At 40.6% G+C, this 23094-nt stretch carries 16 protein-coding genes; 3 read left to right on the plus strand and 13 right to left on the minus strand.

Annotated features, from left to right (window positions below; genetic code table 11):
* Entirely contained in the window at positions 1-2610 is a 2610-nt protein-coding gene (pepN, locus tag E0H79_RS03175; RefSeq protein ID WP_131260801.1) for an aminopeptidase N, read from the minus strand.
* A gap of 371 nt (positions 2611-2981) precedes the next feature.
* Between pepN and E0H79_RS03180 the strand changes: the two genes are divergently transcribed.
* A complete protein-coding gene (locus E0H79_RS03180; RefSeq protein WP_004973232.1) occupies positions 2982-4139 on the plus strand; it encodes a hypothetical protein in 1158 nt (385 codons plus the stop codon).
* A gap of 114 nt (positions 4140-4253) precedes the next feature.
* Here the strand turns inward: E0H79_RS03180 and E0H79_RS03185 are convergent, their stop codons facing one another.
* From E0H79_RS03185 to E0H79_RS03210, 6 genes are all read right to left on the minus strand, one after another.
* The gene (locus tag E0H79_RS03185) at positions 4254-4985 is read right to left on the minus strand and encodes a hypothetical protein (RefSeq protein WP_004973230.1); all 732 of its coding nucleotides are present in this window, start codon (positions 4983-4985) and stop codon (positions 4254-4256) included.
* A gap of 507 nt (positions 4986-5492) precedes the next feature.
* The gene (locus E0H79_RS03190) at positions 5493-8132 is read right to left on the minus strand and encodes a bifunctional aconitate hydratase 2/2-methylisocitrate dehydratase (protein WP_096900892.1); all 2640 of its coding nucleotides are present in this window, start codon (positions 8130-8132) and stop codon (positions 5493-5495) included.
* A 296-nt stretch (positions 8133-8428) separates the two neighbouring features.
* On the minus strand, positions 8429-8698 hold the full coding sequence (locus E0H79_RS03195) for a hypothetical protein (RefSeq protein ID WP_004973220.1): 270 nt from the start codon (positions 8696-8698) through the stop codon (positions 8429-8431).
* A 202-nt stretch (positions 8699-8900) separates the two neighbouring features.
* A complete protein-coding gene (locus E0H79_RS03200; protein WP_004973219.1) occupies positions 8901-9260 on the minus strand; it encodes a hypothetical protein in 360 nt (119 codons plus the stop codon).
* 114 nt (positions 9261-9374) lie between these two features.
* On the minus strand, positions 9375-13886 hold the full coding sequence (locus E0H79_RS03205) for a translocation/assembly module TamB domain-containing protein (RefSeq protein ID WP_131260802.1): 4512 nt from the start codon (positions 13884-13886) through the stop codon (positions 9375-9377).
* A gap of 21 nt (positions 13887-13907) precedes the next feature.
* Positions 13908-16712 (minus strand): autotransporter assembly complex protein TamA, encoded by a 2805-nt coding sequence (locus E0H79_RS03210; protein WP_131260803.1) that lies wholly within the window; start codon positions 16710-16712, stop codon positions 13908-13910.
* Between the two features lie 175 nt (positions 16713-16887).
* Between E0H79_RS03210 and E0H79_RS03215 the strand changes: the two genes are divergently transcribed.
* Together E0H79_RS03215 and coq7 are read left to right on the plus strand one after the other, a co-directional pair.
* Positions 16888-18207 carry an MFS transporter gene (locus E0H79_RS03215; protein ID WP_131260804.1) on the plus strand — a complete coding sequence of 440 codons (1320 nt, stop codon included), beginning with the start codon at positions 16888-16890 and terminating at the stop codon, positions 18205-18207.
* Between the two features lie 4 nt (positions 18208-18211).
* On the plus strand, positions 18212-18847 hold the full coding sequence (gene coq7, locus E0H79_RS03220; protein ID WP_131260805.1) for a 2-polyprenyl-3-methyl-6-methoxy-1,4-benzoquinone monooxygenase: 636 nt from the start codon (positions 18212-18214) through the stop codon (positions 18845-18847).
* 315 nt (positions 18848-19162) lie between these two features.
* Here the strand turns inward: coq7 and E0H79_RS03225 are convergent, their stop codons facing one another.
* The 6 genes from E0H79_RS03225 to E0H79_RS03250 all read right to left on the minus strand — a co-directional run bounded on the left by E0H79_RS03225 (position 19163) and on the right by E0H79_RS03250 (position 23047).
* A complete protein-coding gene (locus E0H79_RS03225) occupies positions 19163-19600 on the minus strand; it encodes a 2-amino-4-hydroxy-6-hydroxymethyldihydropteridine diphosphokinase (RefSeq protein WP_026438245.1) in 438 nt (145 codons plus the stop codon).
* A complete protein-coding gene (gene folB, locus E0H79_RS03230; protein WP_004973210.1) occupies positions 19557-19937 on the minus strand; it encodes a dihydroneopterin aldolase in 381 nt (126 codons plus the stop codon). The genes E0H79_RS03225 and folB overlap by 44 nt, the downstream gene beginning before the upstream one ends.
* Positions 19938-20089: 152 nt before the next feature.
* Complete coding sequence (locus tag E0H79_RS03235) at positions 20090-21388, minus strand: ABC1 kinase family protein (RefSeq protein ID WP_131260869.1); 1299 nt, start codon at positions 21386-21388, stop codon at positions 20090-20092.
* 58 nt (positions 21389-21446) lie between these two features.
* Entirely contained in the window at positions 21447-22175 is a 729-nt protein-coding gene (locus E0H79_RS03240) for a HesA/MoeB/ThiF family protein (RefSeq protein WP_131260870.1), read from the minus strand.
* Between the two features lie 132 nt (positions 22176-22307).
* A complete protein-coding gene (locus E0H79_RS03245) occupies positions 22308-22550 on the minus strand; it encodes a hypothetical protein (protein ID WP_131260806.1) in 243 nt (80 codons plus the stop codon).
* An 8-nt stretch (positions 22551-22558) separates the two neighbouring features.
* Positions 22559-23047, minus strand: a complete 489-nt coding sequence (locus tag E0H79_RS03250) for a hypothetical protein (protein ID WP_131260807.1) — start codon at positions 23045-23047, stop codon at positions 22559-22561.
* Positions 23048-23094 lie beyond the last annotated feature (47 nt).

Below are 23094 nucleotides of genomic sequence, written 5' to 3' on the forward strand. Positions count from 1 at the left end.
TTAAACCTCTAACATACTATTTAGGGTTTCAACCACGTTTTTAGATTTCACCACAGACTGCAAATTTAGCAACGCTGCTTGCACTTGGTTACGTTGTGGCTCTGCCAAAGTGTACCAACGCGACAACACCTGCAATAAACGCGAACCTACAATTGGGTTTTTCTCATCTAAATACTTGGCTAAGTCAATAAAATGCTGAACACCAAAACTCCATGTATTCACAGGGTTGCTATTTAAACCACCACTGACTGAACGAATACGGTTAGGTGTACCCAAATCATAATCAGGATGTGCAGTTAAAGCCTGAATGGTTTCAGCTGTCGCTTTTGGATGTGAAGCTTGAACCATAAACCATTGATCAAGTGCTAAAGCTTCATCTTTAAAACGTGTATAAAAATCTTCCAAAGCAGCTTTGGCTTGCGGTGCATCATTCCACACCAAGACACGCAATGCCCCTAAACGCTCAGACATATTTCGAGTTGTTTGGTATTGCTGCTTTGCCAGCTCAAACGCTTCGGCATCGCCCTGACGTGCCATTAACGCCAACATGATATTCTTTAAAGCACGTACACCCATTGCCTGAGAGAAATCTTGCTGCATGTCTGGATCAAGGCTTAAATAGGTTTCTTTGCAGAATGCACCAAGTTCGCGCGCCAATGTATCTAACAGCGCATTGCGTTGTTGCTGAATTTTTTCAGGTTGATAATTTTGATCAATACGGCTGCCCAAATAGCCTTCAGAAGGTACATCAAAAATACGTGATGCCAACAAAGGATCTTTTTCAATTAAAGCAGGTACTGTATTTTTCATGGCTTGCAAATAAGTATCTGCTGCATGTTCTTCCAATAAAATACGTTCCAATAGAGTCTGAGTCGCCTGCCACTGGTTAAAGCCATTGGTTTCGTGCTGCATTAAAAATGCCAATTCATCATTAGAATAGTTAAATTCTAAATTCACAGGTGCAGAAAAATTACGCAATAAAGAAACAACGGGATGCGCAGTTATACCGCTAAATTCAATACTTGCTTGTGCCTGATCAAACAAATACACACCATCTTTTACTGAGTTTTCAACCAAAGCTTCAGACTGCAAAATATATTGCTCGCCTGTTTCTGCATTGAACAATGCCAATGCAACAGGAATAGGCAATGCTTTTAAGTTTGGATATTTGGCATTGCTTTTCAGACTTTGTTTTAAATTTAAACGATAAACCTGCGCAGCCGCATCGTATTCGCCTTGCACTTCAAGCTTTGGTGTGCCTGGTTGATTGTACCAAGTCAGGAAATTAGATAAATCGACACCTGAACCTGCGCTTAAAGCATTGACCCAATCTTCAACCGTGACTGCTTGTCCATCATGACGACGGAAATATTCATCACTACCTTTACGGAATTTTTCTTTACCGAGTAAAGTCGACATCATGCGGTTAATTTCCGCACCTTTTTCATAGACTGTTGCGGTATAGAAGTTATTAATTTCTACAAAATGATCTGGACGTGGCGGGTGCGATAACGGGCCAGAATCTTCGGGGAATTGATGTGCTTTGAGCACCGCCACATCATCAATACGCTGTACTGCGGCAGACTGTAAATCTTCAGAGAAAGATTGGTCACGGAACACCGTTAAACCTTCTTTTAAACACAACTGGAACCAATCGCGGCAAGTAATACGGTTACCTGTCCAGTTATGAAAATATTCATGCGCAATCACGGACTGTACGCGCATAATTGCGGCATCTGTGGTGTATTCTTCATCGGCCAATACACATGACGTATTGAAAATATTCAGACCTTTATTTTCCATTGCGCCCATATTGAAGGCACTGGTCGCCACAATCATATAATTATCTAAATCATACGGCAGACCATAGTGTTCTTCATCCCAACGCATCGAATGTTTTAACGCTTGCATAGCAATTTTGCATTTTGGAATGTCTTTTTCTTCTGCATAAATTTCCAGTGCAACATTACGCCCTTCAGATGTCACATAATGGTCTTTCATGACTGCCAAATCGCCAATCACACAAGCAAATAAATAGCTTGGCTTTTTGGTCGGGTCTTGCCAAATCGCATAATGACGACCTTCGCCTGCTTCACCTGTTTCTAACAAGTTGCCGTTTGCCAATAACACAGGATATTTTTTATCGGCTTCAACACGTGTGGTAAATACCGACAATACGTCTGGGCGGTCAGGATAGAAGGTAATTTTACGGAAACCTTCAGGCTCGTTTTGGGTAACAAATAAATCAGAACTTGCCTGATATAAGCCTTCAAGTTGCGTATTGCTTTCAGGATGAATGATCACGATGGTTTCTAACGTGACTTGATCAGGTGCATTTGCAATGCGAAGCTGCTCACTATCTAATTGATAGTCACTTTCCGATAATTCCGTGCCATTCAAAATAATAGATTTCAATTCTAAATCACGGCCCAATAACACCAAATCGCCTGCAGTCTGACGCTGCATTTTCAATGTTGCACCCACTTGGGTGTAATCTGCATAGACTTGAATATCTAGCTCTACAGCATCTACCAAGAATGAAGGTTTTTGATAGTCTTTTAAATAGATAGTTTGGCTGGCTTCAACCATAGGATTTGCTGCAATATTCATCTTGTCCTCATTCTTTGTGGCGATGCGCTTGTTTTTGTAAAGTTGCAATGATCATACGACAACTTTCAACATCTGTCTGCGCACAATCTATTTCAGTCTTGTTCAACAATGCTGATTTATATGGGCGCTCAACCCAAGCTTTTCAATCCTATCTGGATTAATCCTGTACAAGTAACATAAAAGCAGACTGTTTAAATCAATACCTGTATTGCTATTACGCGTAAATTTAATATTTTGATATGCAACTTCACTTCAAATACGACCAACACAGGCTAATTTTGATGATGATCAAAAGCACAGAAGCTTCCACCTTTCAGTACACAAGCCATGTATAATGACATATCACGATTTACTTGAGCTTCTATTTCACAATGCTACAAATTCTGCAAAAACAATTAGATGAAAGCACATTATGCCCTTTGTGTCAGGCATCTATGTATTGGGTAGAAGCAGAACAATATGAGCAGGAATTAAATTTTCACCAATGTAGTCATTGTGAACATCGCATCTTTCAAAATAGCCAACAACAAAACTGTCATTGCGCAAGCTGTACCCAACAACGCAAAAAAATCATGGCGGAAACCCGCTTGCAAGAACAACAAAAATTCAAAAAACAGGATGCACCTGAACGCGAATTAAATCAGCTGCGTTTTATAGATAAATTATTTTTATTGAGTATTTTAGATCAGCATGCACAGGAACATATTCCACATGAAGAATTTATAGATTGGGAAAAAATCAAGTATTTAAATATTACCCCCAACTATTTTTTCCAGCACGGCATGATCAAACATTTGCTAAAAGAGCAAATATTAATTGCCAAAGATTTTGCGGAAAATGCGCAGCAATATTATATCAATGTCCGTTTAGATGGTTATTCTGAACCAAGCTTATTCAGCATTGCACAACAATTACGTTATTGGTTTTATGAAAATCTGAGTATGGGCACACCGTTCAAAACAGCAGATGAAGTCAAAGATGCGCTGTATTTATTGCTGTATCAAGAGATTGTGCAGTTTATGCAATTTTATTGTCGGACTTGGGGAATACAAATTGCGGGCAACCATAGTTTTCAGAGCTTTTGCTACCGACTTTTAGATGTCTTGGCGGTTGGGCAAATTTATTACTTGGTGCAAACTGCTTTGGAATTTTTATACCAACAAAAAGCACTCAAACCGCGTAATGAAAACTTTATTAATACCAATTTACTGAAAAAGACTGTGCAGCAATACCGAGAACGGTCAGTGGCTGAAAAATGGGAGACCTCTACCCTGCCACGCCCGCCTAATTTGCCTTTCAGCTATATGAGCGAAATTTTATTCTTCCGCTTTTTGGGTTATGACGAAAGGATTTTCTTTCAACCTGTGTGGCGTTCTTGGCGAAAAATTGAAGCACGACTTAAATTTTATTCACTTAAACGCTGTATGCACTGCGGATCGGATGAACTGACTGTCGATTATGACGCAGAAAATTATGTGTCCTTATTTTGTCGCAACTGCAAACATCAAGATCATTATTTCACTCAATAAAACTTTGGTGAAGATGATGGTTACACCCCATCACTGCCCAAATTCATCATCTACTGCAGTATAGAGTCAACAGGATACGTACAGAGGATTACAGTTTTTCGATGTGATAAGCACCTAATCCACTTTTCTGTTTAGTGCTAAATTGAGTGCCGTTTCAGATAAAGTTTTACCGTCTAATTTACAAATACACATAATGCCCCAACCATCAAAATAATCAGGCGCGTGCTGCAAAAAGAAATTGGAATGTACATCTTGCGGAATTCTCAAATGCATCAGTTGCTCAAAACTTCGTGCTGGAGAATGAGTTTCATGCACATATACGCCTTCACCGCGCTTTTGAATTTCAGGATACCGTGCCGCCATAAGCTGCAAAACTTCATGATATTCCTTAGGCATAGTTTTCCCGACTCTTGGGAAAAAACTTTTAGAACGCGAAGCAAACAAAGAATAAATCTTCGGTTGATTAATGCTAATCACAAACCACAATGGAATAAATGGATTTTTTAAGCGTCGATTCAACATGGCTTTGACTGCACTTGGAATCGTCAAATTTTGTTTTTGATATTCAGACAAAAAACCCGCTCGTGAATTGACCACATGCATAGGCTGTTCATTATAATGAATCAAAATAAAAGGAATAACATTTTGCCCAACCACTTGATCTCGATCATGATATTGAATAACCGTGACTGCGATTGCATCGGGGTCATAAACAAAGGCTTTAAATTCTTCTAAACTAGAATTTGGAAAGATTTTTTGATCGAATTGATAAATTTTTTCAAAAAAATACGATTGCTGCTGCATTGAAAGCGCTTTAAAGTCAAAAACTGTTTCTATTAAATTCATAAAAACAACCCAGTTTCATATTTAAAGAGAGACGCAAAATTTTTTTAATTGGTCAATGCATTAATAATATGACACATTTTAATTACATAATTTTACAATCATTATAGTAAGTTATTAAAAAATATCCAATTTCATTAAAATTAAAACTAAGCAGTTCATTTCAATAAAGTTTTTACCAAAAATTATAATTAAAATTGAATACCAGCATTAATCCATTATATTTTGTGACGCAGTTTACATTATTTTATGACGAACGGTATTGATAGGCAAATTTATACTGTTTTAATAAGTTAAATCCTAATTTATTTCATAGCTTACGCCCCTATTTTTAAAATCAGCTAGGCAAGCTGAAATATCACAATCTATGCTGTTTTAAATGTCATTCATTATTAGATTGAAATTTTACACATAAAAATAAGGGCTGAATAATCAGCCCTTATTTGATCTTGCTTATCGCTCAACACTCGAACAAATCATAGATTTGCTCTTGCGTTTGCTTTTCCTAACTTAGGTCAACTGAGCAGCAGCAATTTTCTTGGTGTCTACATTCGCAGCAGCGTCTGTGTAGCTTTCCATCTGGTCAAAGTTCAAGTACTTGTAGATGTCAGCAGACATGCTGTCGATTTGAGAAGCGTACTGTTGGTATTCTTCTGGTGTTGGTAACTTACCAAGTACCGCTGCAACAGATGCAAGCTCAGCAGAAGCTAAGTAAACGTTTGCACCTTGACCTAAACGGTTCGGGAAGTTACGTGTAGAAGTAGATACTACAGTTGTGTTCGGTGCTACACGTGCTTGGTTACCCATACATAATGAACAACCTGGCATTTCTGTACGCGCACCCGCTTTACCGTAAGTGTTATAGAAGCCTTCTTCCATAAGTTGACGCTCGTCCATACGAGTTGGAGGCGCTAACCATAGACGAGTAGATAAAGAACCACCAGGAACTTTGTCTAATAACTTACCAGCAGCACGGAAGTGACCGATGTTTGTCATACAAGAACCGATGAATACTTCATCAATTTTGTCGCCTTGAACGTCAGAAAGAAGTTTTGCATCATCTGGGTCGTTCGGGCAGCAAAGGATTGGTTCTTTGATGTCTGCAAGGTCAATTTCATACACTTTAGTGTATTCAGCGTCAGCATCAGCTTTAAGAAGTGATGGGTTCGCTAACCATTTTTCCATGTTCTCAACACGACGAGCCATAGTACGCGCATCGCCATAACCTTCAGAAATCATCCACTTAAGCATGGTGATGTTTGAACGAAGGTATTCAGCAACTTTCTCTTCAGAAAGTGTGATAGAACAACCTGCAGCTGAACGCTCAGCAGAAGCATCAGACAATTCAAATGCTTGTTCAACTGTTAAGTCAGTTTCCATTTCTGTTAAGTCGATTTCTAAGATACGACCAGAGAAGATGTTTTTCTTACCTTTCTTCTCTACAGTTAAGTCACCTTCTTTAATTGCGTAGTAAGGAATCGCATGTACAAGGTCACGTAAAGTGATACCAGGCTGCATTTTACCTTTGAACTTCACAAGTACAGACTCAGGCATGTCAAGTGGCATAACACCAGTTGCTGCAGCGAACGCTACAAGACCAGAACCCGCTGGGAAAGAAATACCAATTGGGAAACGAGTATGCGAGTCACCACCAGTACCTACTGTATCTGGAAGAAGCATACGGTTTAACCAAGAGTGGATAATACCGTCACCTGGACGTAAAGAAACACCACCACGGTTCATGATGAAGTCAGGAAGCGTGTGTTGCATTTGAACGTCAACTGGTTTTGGATACGCAGCTGTGTGACAGAAAGATTGCATTACTAAGTCTGCAGAGAAACCTAAACAAGCTAAATCTTTTAATTCGTCACGTGTCATTGGACCTGTTGTATCTTGAGAACCAACAGTAGTCATCTTAGGTTCGCAGTAAGTACCTGGACGAACACCTTGACCTTCTGGAAGACCACAAGCGCGACCTACCATTTTTTGAGCTTGAGTGAAGCCTTTGCCTGTGTTTTCAGGTTGTACTGGAGTACGGAACAAAGTAGATGGTGCAAGACCTAAAGCTTCACGCGCTTTAGCTGTCAAACCACGACCAACGATCAAGTTAATACGACCGCCTGCACGTACTTCGTCTAGAAGCACTGGAGTTTTAAGTTCAGATTCAGCGATTTGTGCGCCGTCTTTGAACGCTGTTACTTTAGCAGCAGCATGGTCGATTTTAAGAGTGATTTCATCACCCATGTTCATATTAGAAACGTCGATTTCTACTGGTAAAGCACCCGCATCTTCCATTGTGTTAAAGAAGATTGGCGCAATTTTACCACCTAAGCAGTAGCCGCCATCTTTTTTGTTTGGAATGTGCGCGATTTCGTCACCGAAGAACCAAAGTACAGAGTTAGTTGCAGACTTACGAGAAGAACCTGTACCAACAACGTCACCTACGTAAGCAACTTGGTTGCCTTTCGCGATAAGGTCTTTGATTTGGTTTAATGGACCAACTTCACCAGGAACTTCTGGGTTGATGCCATCACGTACGTTTTTCAACATTGCATTTGCGTGCAATGGAATGTCTGGACGGCTCCAAGCGTCTTGTGCAGGTGACAAGTCGTCAGTGTTGGTTTCGCCAGTAACTTTGAACACTGTAAGTTTGATTTCTTCAGGTACATCTTTACGGCTAGTGAACCATTCAGCATCAGCCCAAGATTGTAAAACTGCTTTCGCGTTTTCGTTACCTGCTTTTGCTTTGTCTGCTACGTCATGGAACGCATCAAATACAAGCAAAGTGTTTTTCAATGCTTCAGCTGCTAAGCCAGCCAATTCAGCATTGTCTAAAAGCTCTACTAAAGGTGCTACGTTATAACCACCAAGCATTGTACCTAGTAAGTAAACTGCGCGCTCTTTAGAAACGAGTGGAGAGGTTGCTTCACCTTTTGCTACAGCAGCTAAGAAAGCAGCTTTAACGTATGCCGCTTGGTCAACACCTGCAGGTACACGGTTTTCAATCAAATCAACCAAATAAGCTTCTTCGCCTGCTGGTGGATTTTTTAATAATTCAACTAATGCAGCTGTTTGCACATCATCAAGTGGCTTCGGTGGGACTCCGAGTGCGGCACGTTCTTCAACGTGTTGGCGGTAAGCTTCTAGCACGGTGTTATTCCTCTTTTTTAAAAAATTATTTGTGAATTCCTGCTTTTAAAGCATCACAAACAATATGGACTGCAAAATTTTACTAAACTTCTGGTTAAAAGTTAATGCAACTAGAGTGTTTCTTTGTGATGCCCATTATTTTATAACTAAATGATGCGCATATTGTTCAATTTACAGGCAAAACACGACTTAATTTTAACTTTGTCTGTATGTACACTAACTTTTCGCCTAAAGTTTAACTCGTAAAAAAGGCAACACTCATGTTGCCTGTTCTAATGAATGAATGATATTCCACCTTAGTGTACTGTTGTGGCTTGAAGATAGTGCTGTAATTGTTCGCGACTACCTTCAAACTTGAGTTGAATTTCATCTTCATGCAGCATACAGTGTTCTGCACTGGTAAATGAAATTTGAACTTGATATATCTTTGCAGGTGCATCAATTTGCTGACGTAAATACACCCGATCACCTAAACTTAAAACATAATGACTACCGCCAATTACCGCGACACCTTGTTCATCTTCTAAGAGCAAATCTGCATTATGCAGGTAAGCAACCACTTCCATTATGCGCTCCTACTGTTTTTGTTATCTTTTTAATTATTCATGAAAAGGATAAGCTTTGCCAGTTTTAAGATTTAGAACTTGTCACAATTTATTTGTTGATTATTTTAGTTTTAGACGTTTGATTTACTTAGGCTATTTCTTGATAAAAGACAGTAAAACCTTAAAACATATTTCGATTTTAATTCATAAAAAAACCGTTCTTTTAGAACGGTTTGTAATCAGGCATTTTATCATGCGGGGTCGCGATACATTTTTCAGTAAATTGCGTACGGACTTTTTCACGTGCAGCATCAACATCACCATTAATTTCTTCAAGTGGCAATGCATAGACTTGCTCAATAATCTCTAAAATAAAATTACGAGTAATGTCATCTTCAATTTTATTGGCATGCTCAATGGCACGTTCTTTTTCAATCGCATTTTGACGATCTAGCATGATGGTACGCGCAGCATTGCCAACACTTCGGCAATAGCCTTGCCATTGTTCTTCAGGGGTTAAGGGTTTCTTTTCTGCACAACCCATTAATGCAAGCACTGCAGTCACCACCAAAATCTTTTTCATTGAAGCTCTCCTGTTGTGCTTATGATAATCAAAAGTTGACATAAATACGAAACTATCCATGCACAAGCTTAAAAAATGCGCTCTGATAGAACGCATTTTTAAGTGAGGTTGCCGTTAGAAGCGCCAGTTATAGAAAATATCCACTGCGCGTTCTAAAGCTTGGCTGGCTTCTAAGTACAGTCGCTTATTCATTTGATAACGCAAAGTCAATTTATTGACAGGTGTGAAAACCCCCACACCATAACGAATAAACAAGTCTGGGGTGATATAACCCGTCAAACTGACTTGGGTATCATCGCCTGTACCTTGGGCATCAAGTGCCAAACCACTTAAACCGAATGTACGTCCAATTTGATTGGTCAAGGCACGTGTACCACCCAATCCCATACTAATACCTGCCGCTGCAATAGTATTGTTGACGTCTGACTTAAAGCTTTCGGTCTGACTTAAACCACTGGTACCTTCATTGATACGACCTGTGATCAAAGCATTTAATGCTTCTTGTTCAGATAAGCCTGCATCGTTATAGACCTGAATGTTCGGACTGCTGGCTGTGCCTGTAACTCTAAAGCCGACCATGCTGCCCTGTACATTTTTATTGGCATCCATATCTAAAGTTGGGTTAGAAATTGGGCCATTAAAACGCGCAATGGCACGGTTCAAATCCAGACTTTGTCCATAGGCTTCAATTTTCACACGCTGGCTGACCCCAATCGCACCATTGGCACGCATCGCAGTTTCTAAACCACGTTGAGATAAATACAAACGTCCAATCAGTGGAATACGGCTATTGAAACCTTGGAAAATGACCCGATCACCCAAATTCAATTCAAGATCGGCACGAATATCCCATGGACGAGCTGAACGTAATAATGCCAGTTGATCTTGTCCTTCATGTACCACACGCACATCCGAAGACACGTTAACCACAGGTGCAGACACTTCAGGCATAGAAATTAAAGCCCGAGGTACATCTACACGTCCTTTTAAACTCAGTTTTTTCTGGAAAGGTAAAACATCTAAGGATACATCTGGCGTAATCATTGCAGTAATTAGCGGTGCTTGACGAATTAATAAGTCTTTACCGTTTAAATTTAACTGAATACGCGGATCATTTTTCCAATCCACACTGCCCGTTAAACGCCCTACACCACCACCGCTGTTAAATGCGCCATTAATGCTGGCTTGATCTTGGCGGATAGAGGAATAGACCTGCACATTGGTCAGATTTACAGGTAACGAAATCATGCTGATCGCACCATCTTTCAGGCGCATTTCACCTGTGAGCAATGGTGAAGTTAAAGTCCCATTGATCTTGCCAGCAAAGGACAAAATGCCTGCCATTGAGCGCACATCGGCAATAAACGGTTTAAAAACTTTAAGTTGTACCTGATCAAAGGCAATTTCACCGCGCATTGGCATGTTTTTAGTGTAAGGATCAATCAGCACATTGGCATAACCTGTACCAATTTCAGGTGTTTTCACATCTATGCGTAATTTCAAGCCTTCGGCAATGCTTTTTGCGACCACAGCCACTTGTTCATAGCGCAAGGTTGAGCCTATATCTTGTGGATCGTCCGCAGCAAGTCCAATGACGCCATCACGCGTGACCAAATGTGCATCAATTTTTGGCTTCTGTCCTTTTGCCCACGCCGCTTTGGCATACCCATTAACCTTGCCTGTAATCGCCAAACCTTCAGGCATAAATGCAGAAAAGTCATTTAAGTCTAAGTTTTGAGTCACAAATGATGCATTGGCTTTGGTTTTACTCACACGAATAGGTTGATCAAAACACAATTGGCTTTGCTGACTCATCCAACAATGCGCACCAACATACAGCTCACTGGTTTTGTGTTGATAAATCACGGCCGCGTTTTGGCGCTGTGCCAAATGGGTTCTTAAGGAGTCAAAATCCCCTTTCTGAATTTGTCCCATCCAATCATTTTGTGCATTTAAACCACCCGCCAATTGCACATAAAACTTACTCAACTTATTTTCAGCTTCCAGTTTTAAAATATGCGCCTGACGTGTGCCTGCTAAAGAAATCTGCCCTTGCTCAATGCCACGGTTACCACTGCGTAAATTTTCCATGGATGCCGTCATCAGCGTTGGCGTATTTTCAGAAGTTGGCAATTCACCTTGTAAGCGCAACTTACGCACGCTGAAAATATTATTGAGGCTGAACTGATCAACTGCAAAATTGGCGGTGGCTTGTAAGCGTGGCTGCGACTGCACATTGATATAGCCATAAGCACGTCCACGCAAACCCGAATAGATTTCGTATAAAGCAGGCGCATTGACTTTAATACGCAGATTTTGTGCATTGCCCGTTGCTTGTAACTGATTTTTGGCATAAGACAAAAATAGATTATTGGCTTCAAACTGTTGAGGTAAAAAGCCTTTTTGATTGGCATCAATCAACATGGCTAAATTCCCCGTACCACGTACAGGTTTATTATTGAGCATGCCTGCCAAATTCAGATGTTCAATGTTGATCCGTTTTTGAGTGTCTGACCAAATACCTTGAGTGCGGATATTGCCCGATAATTCACCACGCACACTGGACACAAAATAGTGCGGCTTAAAGCGAATTAATGAGGCATTTAAATTCCAACCTATGCCATTATTCAAATGCAGCAAACCATCCGCCACAATTTGCCCTGCAACACCATTATGGCGTAAGTCGCTAATTTTAATTAGTTCCGGCGTACCCGATAATTTTAGTTTTAAATGTCCTTCACTGCCTTGAATGGCACTGGCATTTAACCCACCATCATAATTCACGGCAAAACTTTTAAAGCCACCACCAGCTTTCACATCATGGAACAATAAAGCGATGGTGCTTTGCCCAGTTAAATGTACGTTTTCATTTTGATTGACCAAACGCCCTGTCAAATTAATATCTTTCAAATGAATAATTTGCTGATTCGGCAATGCAAAACCATTGGCTTTAAACTGCCCATTTAACACATTAACAGGTGCTGCGGTGCTGATACTTTGCGGATTAAAGTTTTTCGCAGCCAATACCGCATTCCATTTCAACTGACGTTTATCAGTTGGTAAATCAATGACGGCGCTGCCTGCCAAATGACTATCTGCAGTATCAAATTTAAAATTAGGAATATTTAAACGATTATTCTTTAAATTCAATTTGGCTTGGTACATGCCCGCAGGTAACATGGTTTTTTCATGTGTGCTGACTTTACTCGCCACAAAAATATCTTGCTGACCTTCTACCAAGGCCATTTGCACATCACCCAATTCACTTTTTAACCAACCCACATACGGCACAGCACGGTCTATGTTGTTCCAGCGCACATCAAGCAACATCGGATTTGCCGCTTTGCCCTGCGCAGGTTTTTGATCGAGTTTTAAATTCCAAGTTTCATATTGGTCAAAATCGACTTGTGCAGTTAAGTGTGTGCCTTTTTCCAAATGACCTTTAGATGCTAAATTGGCATCTAAACTTGGCGGTAAAAAGTCTTTGACCACTTGAGGAATTAGTGGATCTTTAGGATTAATTTTATCCAGACGTCCTGTTAAATCCCAATTGACTTTTTTATCCCAACTGACAATGCCCGCTACATTGGCAGCACCTTGCATAAGTTGTGCATTTAAATTGCTGATATTCAGTTGATGAACTAAGTCGGTATACATCAAACCTGTATATTGACCTTTAGGGATGTGTTTACCGCTCAAATCCGTATTGACATCAATATCTAAACGCTTGATATCACCTTTAAATTTGGCTGCACCTGCTTGGGTAAAAAGCTCCTGCTCGGTCAAAATAGGCCAACGGTAGTTTTTAAATTGTAACTCACCAAACATTGGCACTTGCTTACGCATTGGATGCAGCACCACCCATCCCGTGAGCAAGTCAGGCGTATTTGTTGCAACACCCGCCTGAATCGTGTCGAGTGTGCCTTTACCCACCACTTTAATATCGTGAATATTTAAGCTGTTATGTAAAGATGGAATATTTAAATCACCCACCACATTAAGCGGATATTTACCTTCAAATTTCATATCGCCTGTGGCATTGCGTACATTCAAATATCCCATATCCATATTGGAATCTTCAAATTTCAGTTCTGTACCTGACCATAAGGCATTATTTAAATGAATATCGTAAAAATCGACCTGCGTACCAGAAGCGGTTTGAATCAATAAATGATCGACATCGGCAGTATCTAAACGCAAAACAAAAGGTAAGCGAATTTCATTGAATTTGAATGGATCATCACTTGGTGGGCCTTTCGGATAAATCCGCAGATTACGCACATCGGCACGATTGAGATGGATTTCTTTATCTAAAATGGCACGCCAACCAAGAATGACATCGGCACGGTCAATTTTGACATCAACAGGTTTTAAACTGACGATGATATTGCGCAGAATAATCCCGCGCCATAAATTACCGCCTTCATATTCATAATGAATAATTTCTTGGCGCTGCAATACGCTGTCTAATAAGAACTTTGAGCCACGGTCTGTTGAGAACATCACCACCAAAGCGGACACCAATAAAACCAGCATCAACAGCAGTGACAGTAAAACACTCCTGAGTATTCGACGCTTTTTAGGTGGCGTTACTGGAGTTTCTGGTTGCTGTTCAACTTCAGCCATAATGTTCTCTAAGTCTTAAATTTATAGTTGAGAGCCAATAAAGAAATGTAAACGGATTGGATGGTTATCATCTGAAATACCAGAAGCCACATCAATCCGAATTGGGCCAATTGGTGATGCCCAACGTACCCCCAAACCTACGCTATATTCGGTGTCGTTGCTAAAGTCTTTATCGTAAGCATTACCAAAATCACTAAATACTGCTGCGCGCCACCCCTCTTTAAATTGATAGTTATATTCTAATGAACCAACCGCCAAAGCCTGACCTCCAATTTTAAAGCCTTCAATTTGTGGTGTTAAAGACTTGTAGTCAAAGCCACGTAAAGACTGGTCACCACCAGTAAAATAACGCAAATTATAAGGCACTTTATTAAAATCTTCGGTGTAGATATAACCTAAGTCACTGCGTCCGACAAACTGATGATCGTCATTTTCACCCAATGAATAAATAAAACGCCAACCTGCATTTAGAATGGCTAAATCTGCATCGCTGAGCAGTGATTCACTCCCCAGTTCTATTTTATAAATTTGGCGGAAACCTTTGCTTGGGTTAACACGACGGTTACTGTCGGTACGTGAAACTTCATAGCCAAGCAATAACGATTGTTGCTCGACATCACCATTGGCAATAAACGCATCAGGCACTTTTTCCAAAAATACAGTGCCATCTTCAGTTAAGCGATCCAGTCGATAACGCAAGCCAAAAGTATGTTGCCAACTGCCCATTGGGTTTTTAATCACACGGTCTACACCTGCAACCGCAGATTCAATCATCAAGCCGCCACCTTGTGCAACATCGTCACGTTCTTCACGCTCATAACCGCCAACCAACGCGACATAATCATTCAAGGGATGGTTATAAGGAATATTATAACGTCCATCAATGGCTTGACGAATTTGCGAAAGCTCTAAGTTGGCATCGAAAGAGTGACCACGTTTATTGACAATGGCACGGCGATATTGCCCACGCAAACGCACGCCTGTGTCAGTTCCGTAACCTGCACCGACTTCGGCACTATTTAAGCGGTCTGCATTTAAAGTCACAATCACAGGAATTTTTTTGTCTATGCGTGCTTGCTGTTTTAAGCGTTCTTCTTCTGATTGTTTGTCTTCTTGCTGTGCTTGTAGCATGCGCAGCTTATCGTTGCTCGCACCTTCTTCTGTGCCAGCAAATTCAGCTTCGTTCACCACAGATTGCGTCACTTCCTGAGATGACACCACCCGTTTTTGATCGACGACTGTGGCATCGTAAACTGAGATTTTTTGTTGATCGACCAAAGCCTGAATATCAGGTGGCAATTCCAAAGGATGCTCTACAGGATCAGGACGGATCGTATCAACTAAGGTGTAGTTGAAATAACGCGAGTTGGTGAGGTTATTGGCCAAACCATTTACACGCCAAAAAGTATAGTCAGCATTGTCCTGCCAAGTGACCATACTTTGCAGAATATCCATATCCAAAGGGAATTCTTGATTTGGATCGCTCATACGAAATTCAACATTTCCGAGTTTATAACGCTCGCCTGTTTCATAACGTAAATTGATATCGGCTGTATTTTGAGGTTGAGCGACTTTAACGTCATGCAAACGCCAGTAACTGTCAAAATAACCGTTATCTGAAGCGGCATCGGTAATTCGTTTTTTGGTTTGCTCATACAAACCATGATTAAACACATCATCTACTTCTTGATCAGGCAAGACACCAATAACCTGAAATTGTGCCTCGTATTGTCCTTCACCTGTAAATTCAATATTTTGCTGTTTAATCGCCACAGGTGGATTTGGCACAACCTGCACACGCACGCGGCTATCACTGAGTTTTTCAAACTTAAACTCGGCATTATAAAAACCCACCGCCTGCGCAGCCTGATTTGACAACGTACGCAGTTGCGGCAATGCCGATGGAAAATCTGCAAAAGACTCCTGGGTAAAACTGGACAGTTTGGCCTTAATATTGGCACTTAAATGATCCACCGCTGTACGATAAGCATCGGGCGACACTTCTCCAATTGAGTTTTGTGTACCATTGACACCATTTGCGGTAATGACCACATCTGCACTAATACGCGGCACTTTGGCTGTATTTAGCTCACGCGGTGGACGGACTTTATACAGTAAACGTCTGAAAAAACCGGGTTTATCGGCATTTTCCACCTGCGTCATCCAGCCCAATTCAGCCATTAAGGTATCGTTAGGATTGGCTTCCACTACAAAATTACTGTCTGCCTGAATATTGGTTATGAGCTGATCGACATTTACAGGCGCTTGATCAATTTGCAGTAGCTCCTGCTGTGTTGCGTCTTTAACCAACGTTTCTGGCACTTGACCATTGCGGTCTAGCATCGCTTCTTGTTTGGCTTGTTCTGCCACCTGAAAAATTTCATTGGCAAGCCCCTGATCTACAGGTGCAATGGGTAAATCTTCTAAGTCTTCAAATTCGATAGGCTGAAATTCAGCAAAAGATGCCCCTGCCTGTTGTTGCTGTTGCAGCATTTCTAGACTATTAAATTCAGGTGTTTGCGCTTGCTCTAAAGCTTCTTCTATTTTTTGTAGATCTTGGGCACTGTCTTTACCTAGTGCTGCTGCCAGTTGTTTAATTTCTGCAGCTAAATTTTGTACTTCTTCTGCAGTTGGAGTCTGTAGCGGTACAGGATTTTCAGCAAGCTGAGCGTTTGAATTGGGTACAGTAAGACTTTCTGCAAAACTTGAAGATGCAACTAAACCTAAAAACAGACTTAGTCCGAGCTTTTTCGGCATATTCCAGCATAAAATTGCATGCATACTGGAACACAGTACTGATTTTTTAAAGTTTGTATTTACAAGCATAAAAAACTCTAAACTGATTTAATTTTTATGGAAAAACCCCAATGAACCCGCGTACAAACACCAATTTATTTGATTTTTTCATCAGTGAAAAGACTTGAAACATCATACATGATTTTCTGTACTATTATATCAAGCGGTCACATTTCTTAATAAAACTAAACGAAGTTAATCACGCATGGAAAAAAATGAACATTTGTTGAGGAGTCGTCGCTTTTTGCCGACGTTTCTCACTCAATTTTTTGGCGCACTCAATGATAACGTGTATAAACAAGCGCTGCTTTTAGTCTTTACCTATGGTCTGATTAGCCAGCAATCTGCAAATGTCAGCACCTTGAATAATTTAGCAGCCTTGTTGTTTATTTTGCCGTATTTTATTTTTTCTGCCACCGCAGGACAATTAGCAGACAAGTATGAACGTGCCCAATTGGTGCGTGCCATCAAACTGCTTGAAATTGTCATCATGCTGATTGGTACCGTTGGTTTTATTTTAGGAAATTTGTGGCTGTTGCTGATGGCCTTGTTTTTAATGGGTGCACAATCGACCTTTTTTGGCCCAATCAAATATGCCATTTTGCCTGAAGTACTCAAACCGCATGAACTGATGTCGGGCAATGCAATTTTCCAGTCAGGTACATCCATTGCAATTTTATTGGGGATGATTTTAGGCGGTGCAGTGATTTCGGTATCTGCAGGCAATTTAGTCTGGATTAGCTTAACTGTGGTGATTATTGCACTAATTGGTTATGCCTCAAGTCGTTTTGTGCTGACGCAGCGCGTCACGGCACCCGACATTCAAATTGACTGGAATTTTTTCCGCACCAGTTTCCAGACTTTAAAATATGCCAAAAGCCTGCCGATGATTTTTTTGATCTTACTTGGAAACTCTTGGTATTGGTTTTATGGGGCAACGTATTTAACCCAAATTCCACAACTCACTCAACAAAACTTGCATGCTTCTGAAAACGTGGTGAGTTTATTACTGACGCTCTTTTCTGTCGGTATCGGTGTGGGTTCTTTGCTCTGCCGTAAAATAGGCGGTACAGACGTTAATATTAAAATGGTGCCTATTGGCGCAGTCGGTTTAACCGTCTTTGCTTTTTATTTGGCAGGCGCATTGGCTTTTGTACCAGAAAAAACAGGTGCGCTATTGGGCTTAGCCGAAGTCTTTCAGCAAGACTGGAGTTATTATCATGTCATGTGCGCAGTCACTTTACTCGGCATTAGTGGCGGTTTTTACATTGTGCCCTTGTATGCCATGATGCAAGCCTATTCCCCTCGCTCGCACCGCGCACGTGTGGTCGCAGCCAACAATATTTTAAATGCGGTATTTATGGTGTCATCTGCCATTTTTTCGATTTTAATTTTAAGCATTTTAAAAATTGATTTAAAAATTTTATTTAGTATTACGGCTGTTTTAAGTGCTGTTTTCACCTTTTGGCTCTTGTTAAAGCTCAAGCCAATGTTAGATACTGCACAGGACTCTTTGGAGGATTAATTTCATGCGTCATTACACAGGCATCGACAAGTTTATTCATTCATTTGACCAAGCCTTACGTAGTTTAGTACCTGGCACAACTTCGGCTCAACGTGAAAACCCGGGCAATACGGTTGAAACCAAATTGGCTGTGAGTGAAGCACGTCATGTTGCAGGCTTAATGCGAGTAAACCATAGTGGTGAAGTCTGTGCACAAGCCTTATATCACGGTCAAGCTTTAACTGCGAAATTGCCCAATGTACGTCGTGAAATAGAACAGGCTGCAATTGAAGAACAAGACCATTTGGCGTGGTGCGAAGACCGCTTAAAAGAGTTAGACAGTCACACCAGTTTGCTTAATCCTGTATGGTATGGCTTGTCTTTTGGGATGGGTGCAATTGCAGGTATTGCGGGCGATAAATACAGTTTGGGTTTTGTGGCAGAAACTGAACGTCAAGTCAGCTTGCATTTAGAACATCATATTAGCCAATTGCCTGAACAAGATGATCGTTCACGTAAAATTCTAGTCCAAATGAATGAAGATGAATTGCATCATCGCGATACGGCGCTCAAAGCAGGTGGTGTAGATTTGCCTGTACCTGTACGTTTGACCATGACTGCGATTTCCAAGCTCATGACCAAGACCAGTTATTATATTTAATGAATTGATAACACTTAAACGCTCACAATTGTGGGCGTTTTTTTATGTCATTGGAATAGAAAACATCTCGATTAAAACGATCAAAAAATAACAGAGAAAGAGCCGATCTTGAGTTATCCCAAGATTTATCCGCAGATTTTGTGGATATTTTTTAAGTGCAAAGCCGTATAAATACAGAAAAATATTGTTTTTGATGGTTTTTCATACAAATATATCAGAAAGATATGACACGGTGATGTTAACCGAAACGAGATCACAGATCACAGCCAAAATTTAAAGATGTGTAGTACGAATCTACCCCTTTTATTGGCTGATTTATTCTTCACAACTCACAATTGGGTAGTCATGCTCTGGATGCACAAAAGCCTCATCTTGCCAAATATCCCACATTGGAATTTTAACATCTAAAGCCAGTGGCAGTTTTTTCGGATTGAATTGCATTTGAGCTAAATTTTCACCCCACGCAATAATATCAATATCCAGCGGAATATCATGCGATGGACGCACACGCCCTGCTGCAACTTCCAATTCTTTGAGGATGATATTCAGCTGCTCAAAGCTTAAACGGCTTTTTAGCAAACAAGCAGAATTCCAATAGTCTGCACCAATCCCATCACGGCATGGAATCAGATAAATATGCGAAAATTGCACTTCACCCAATGCAGCAATTTGCTGATAGGCACTTTTAAACTGACGTGGTGCTTCGCAGTTACTCGCCAGAGCGAGGGCAAAAATCGTTTCGGTGGCGTTCAAGACGAATTCCTACAGAATTGGCTTCTGGAATAATGGCAGGTTTGCGAATGGTGATGGTAATGGATTCAATGGCGGCAAAAGTCGTAAAAAGTGCATCCAATACCAATTGTGCGGCATGCTCAATCAATTTGGGCGCAGCCTGCTGAATCACTTGCGCTGAAATGCTGCAAATTTCTGCATAATTGAGCGTGTCTTGCAACTCATCTGAAGCTGCAGCTTGGCTTAAATTGGTGGCAATAATCAAATCCAACATGAGTGGTTGTTGAATTTGACGCTCCCATGCAAAACAGCCGACGACTGTTTCTACCTTTAAGCCTTCAATGATAATTGCATCCATGACCACACTCTATATTTCATTTTAAATCCTTCTATCTCTGTCTATTGAAAGGCATATTTGCCGTATTTTAAAGCCACACTGAACTCATAAAACAAAAGATCGGTGGCTTTAAAATATGCAACCAGAAAGCTTGATTCGACCAATATCGATAATTAATGCTTTAACAACAAATTCGGATCAATGCTTTGTACCATCTGCAATCGTTGATCGGCATAAATATCGGTATAAGGTGCTAAAACGCGCATGAAACGGTCAAAGTACAACATTTGCTTGAATAGTAAAGCAAAGTCACGTGGGAAACGGATTCCGTGACGCTCACCCACAGCAACCATATCGAGCATGATGTCATTTAAATCAGCGGGGTTAGAAGTCAGCAATTCTTGAGGATCGGCCAGCAATACACCACTAAATAAACGCTCTAAATCTGCTGCTAAAACCTGAGTATCAATTTGCTTGTCGGTCATGCCCATTTTGAGCATATTTTCCGCCATAAGTGTGTAGTTGGTATTTTGCAGAGCATCCATAAATGCCATACATGCGGTCCACACTTCAGGATTTAGCTGTCCAACAATACCAAAATCAATAAAGCCGACACGTCCATCTTCAAGCAACATCAGGTTGCCTGCGTGTAAATCAGCATGAAAACTGTTACACATCATCAAGCTACCGAACCATGTGTTCATGGCAGTAATCAACACTTGCGATGGATCGTTGGATACTTTTTTCACCACATCAAAATCGGTCAAAGGTACACCATACAAACGCTGCATGGTCAATACTCGACGGGTGGAATATTGATGATAAACCTTAGGTGCAGTGGCTTTTTTGTTTTGGGTCAAATTCAGATAATTAATAAAATCATCTAGGTTACGCGCTTCTTCAATAAAGTCGACTTCACGCACCATACGGGTTTTGATTTCTTCGACAATATCGGCCAATGACGCAAATTTGACTTTAGGCACAGCTTTTTCGAGCAGTTTTGTCGCCCAGTGCAAAACATTTAAATCGGTATAGAGAATGGTTTCTACACCTGGTTTTTGCACTTTTATTACAACATCTTCGCCACTCACCAATTTTGCAGCATGTACCTGTGCAATGGATGCTGAAGCTAAAGGCTTTTCATCTATTGAGGCAAATATTTCATCTAAATTACGCCCTGCAAATTCAGATGCCAATACCTGCTGCACATAACTAAACGGCAAAGTTGGGGTTTGATCTAAACAACCTTGAAATTCTTCGACATATTCACGTGGGAACAATGACGGTGTGCTAGCAATAAACTGCCCAAGTTTAATGTAGGTTGAACCTAAAGATTCAAATGTTTCGCGCATGAGTTTGGCATTACTTGGCTTTTCAGTGGCATATTTAATGCCTGCTTTGGCTGCCACTACGGCAGTTTCACCCATGCGAGCAACTGAACGTAAACCATCTAACCAGATATTATTTTTCATCATGTCTGAGTCATATTAAAGTAGTGTGAGTTTAACAAAAAATTGCCAAGTAAAAAGGCTATCTTGCCTGACAAACTGGACAGTTGTGATCGTGATCAAAAGACAATAAGCGTTGTTTCATGCTTAAACCATCCCAAAGTAATAACTTTTGTTTCAGCGCGGTGTTTCCTAAACCCAAGTACAACAAAGCATGATGGGCTTGTAAACTGGCCATGACGTTGGGAGTGGTTGCCAATACGCCACTGTCGGCGCAGCGCAAACTTTCATTGGCATGTTGTTCTTTCGGAAACAGACATTCATAACACGCTGAGTCCCCTTCAACCATAAACATTTGTCCATGAAAACCAATGGCAGAGGCACTGAGTAAAGGCACATTCAATTGTCGGCAATATTGATTAACTAGATAGCGGGTGCTGAAATTATCGCAACCATCTAAAACCAGATCTTGTTGGGTAATTAAAGTACCCGCATTTTGCGCATCTAACAGCGAGGTTAAACTAACAATTTCGATATAAGGGTTAATTTGCATTAGTCTTTTTGCAAGAATTTCAGCTTTATAAAAGCCTAAATCTGCGGAGGTATAAGCAATTTGTCGTTGTAAATTACTGGTTTCAATCACATCGGCATCAATTAGTGTGATTTTACCCACGCCTGCACGTGCTAGTAATTCTGCACTTAAACAGCCAATCCCGCCACAACCAACAATCAGCACATTGGCAAGTTTTAATTTTTCTTGTGCTTCAATATCCCAGCCATCCAATAAAATTTGTCGGCTATATAGATGCATTTCTGCATCACTCAATTCTAACTGAGTATCGAATATGCTTTCCAAGAAAATGCCCTATGCTGCTAACCAAAACGTTAAGTATAACGGCTATTCAAAGCAAACCGTCATGCTGGTGGTTGAATTGTTCTGTATTTAAACAGATACGCAATGTTCAGCGACTTGCTCAAAAGTGCATCGCAAACCTACGTTATAAGTAACGCCATCGGCATCGCCTATATATTCATTATAATAGGCAATTCCACCATTCCAGTAACATGCCGTATTCCCGACTTTGTCTGAGGTTGTCCCATCTTTACAGGTGGTATTCGAGGTGCTGTCATATAACCATTTATAACCGGCAGTGGCGTAAATCGAGAAATCAGGAACAAAGTTCAAACCGACTTCTACCCCACAGGTAAAGTGACAAAATTGACATCATTGGCAAGCAGCTTTGAACTTGCGCCGCTATAACCTAGACCTGCGTATGTATTGAAATAAAAACCATGATAGCTGATCAGGTTTAAATTCCCACCCATATTGAATTCATAATAATCCAAATCGTATTCATTGTTTTTTAAGAATTCTAATCTGCCATAAAAACCTGAGCGATGTGGCGTGGTGGAAACACCCAAAGCAAAACCATCTAGTTCTACTGTATCGCCACTGTCAAAATCTGCTTCAAAATTGGCGTATTCGGCAAAGACTGCATAATTTTTTTGTGGCGTTTTTGCTGCTGGATAGCTGGAATAGGCTGTACTTTCAGCAGTTGGCGCTGGGTTCCAGTTTTGTGCATAACTGCCAGAGGCACACAACAGTAAAGCTGCGCCCATCCATATCGACTTCGTAAATATCCGCTTTGACGGCTGCGTGAAATTTAAATGAGCTGTTACCATGATGTTCTCCCCCAATATGTATTGCGCTGCCTACATGCTTTTATCGT

The organism is Acinetobacter sp. ANC 5045, assembly GCF_004331005.1.
GTDB lineage: Bacteria > Pseudomonadota > Gammaproteobacteria > Pseudomonadales > Moraxellaceae > Acinetobacter > Acinetobacter towneri.